General features: G+C 41.1%; 1 protein-coding gene. It reads left to right on the top strand.

Annotated features, from left to right (window positions below; translation table 11 throughout):
- Positions 1-525: 525 nt before the first annotated feature.
- Entirely contained in the window at positions 526-837 is a 312-nt protein-coding gene (locus OH458_RS21890) for a DUF6506 family protein (protein ID WP_269979849.1), read from the top strand.
- Positions 838-1,753: the final 916 nt, after the last annotated feature.

Below are 1,753 nucleotides of genomic sequence, written 5' to 3'. Positions count from 1 at the left end.
ACCTATAGGCAATGTATCTGCTCGGTGATATAGTTTGAGTAAATTACATAGGCATTTGTTTATATGAAAATACTTCAGTTTTCAATCTACAGCTTTTTCATTGCAATACTCGGTAGCCTAACTGCTGCATTCTTTGGCTTGTACGTTGGACGAGATGAGCTTTTCGAGGCTTCATTATCTTTTCAATTCTTATTGTTTCTATTCGTGTGGTTCAGTCCAGTGATGGTTTTGATATTCGATTCACGTAAGATTAAGAAAGGTACAAAATTTTTAGTTCTCGTGTTGTCCCTTCTTCTACCTGGTGTAGGTAGCGTTATTTCGTACCTTCTCCTTAAAAAAGCTCTGTCTCAAGTCACGGAAGCATCGGTATAACAAAGCGTTTAAGACGGATTCCCAACGCTTGGCATTTTCGGCTTACTTTGGGTTAAGTGTTTATGTCACAATGGTTTAGGTTAGGTGGTAGCGTTGCTCACCACTTAACGCGGCGTTATGCGCCAACAGATAATCGATATTTAGGAGGTAAATATGATTAAGCAGTATGGTTTTATCGTAAAGGCAGAGAGCTACGATTTTAATCGCGATTCAACAGCTTTAAATACGTCTGGATTTTCGACTCAAGTTGTTGGTGTAAGTAGTGATGAAGAAGCTATTCTTATTGCCAAAAGAATGATTGAAAGTGGAATCCAAGTTATCGAACTATGTGGCGGTTTTGGCTTAGAAAGCGCCGAGCATATTATTAGCAGCTTGGACAGTGATATCCCAATCGGCTACGTTACTTTTTCTGACGAAGAGAGCGTGAAATTGGAGCAGGTATTGTCTTCTAATTCAGGCGCATAACAAGGCGTTTAAGACGGATTCACAACGCTTGGCAATTTAAGTTTAAGTCAGCTTTAGTGTTTACGGCACAATAGTTTAAGTCTGGTGGTAGCGTTGCTCACCACTTAACGCGGCGTTAGGCGATGGGCAGAAAAGTTCTTTATTCTCACCTTCTTAATCCTCTTTGAGTATTCGTTTTTCTAAGTCGGCAACTCAGTATTGTCGGCTCAAATTCTTGAATCTGTCCAGCCGTAAAACATGCCAATGTTCGTTGGTTGCCTCATTGGTTTTCACAGTCGCTTGGTTGTGAGTTTAACTGGCTCAAAGTGTGGAAAGGGCAAGTTAATCGTAGCTTTCATTTTTGCTATTAGCTCGTAGTTGTTAGTTTCTCCGCTTCAAAAATTACTTAGTCGCTGCAAATTCGCATTTCGTGGTCGTTGGAATTTTGGCTGAAACATAGTGAGTTTTGTGGTTCTTGAATCACAAAAAGTCAGTGGGTGTTTGGTTGCTTATTTGGTTTCGGGTAGTCTGCTTTCAAAACAACTTAAACACTGGTGGAAAACTTCGCCTAACAAGGCGTTTAAGGCGGATTCACAACGCTTGGCGATTTTAGTTAAAGACAGGTTAAGTGTTTAAGGTAGAATGGTTTAAGTTTGGTGGTTGGCGTTGTTCACCACTTAACGCGGCGTTAGGCGACGGGCAGAAAAGTTCTTTGTTCTCATCTTCTTAGTTCTCTTTGAGTATTCGTTTTTCTAAGTCGGCAACTTGGTATTGTCGGCTCAAATCCTTGAATCTCTTCAACCGTAAAACATGCCAAAATTCGTGGGTTGCCTCATTGGTTTTCAGTGTTGGATGGCGGTGAATATGACTGGCTCAAAGTGTGGTAAGGGCAAGTCAATTGAGGCTTTCGATTTCGCTGCTAGTCTGTCGCTTCGGC

The organism is Vibrio sp. MarTm2 (assembly GCF_027587055.1).
Lineage (GTDB): Bacteria > Pseudomonadota > Gammaproteobacteria > Enterobacterales > Vibrionaceae > Vibrio > Vibrio sinaloensis_D.
This window is presented reverse-complemented; position numbering and strand designations above follow the sequence as displayed.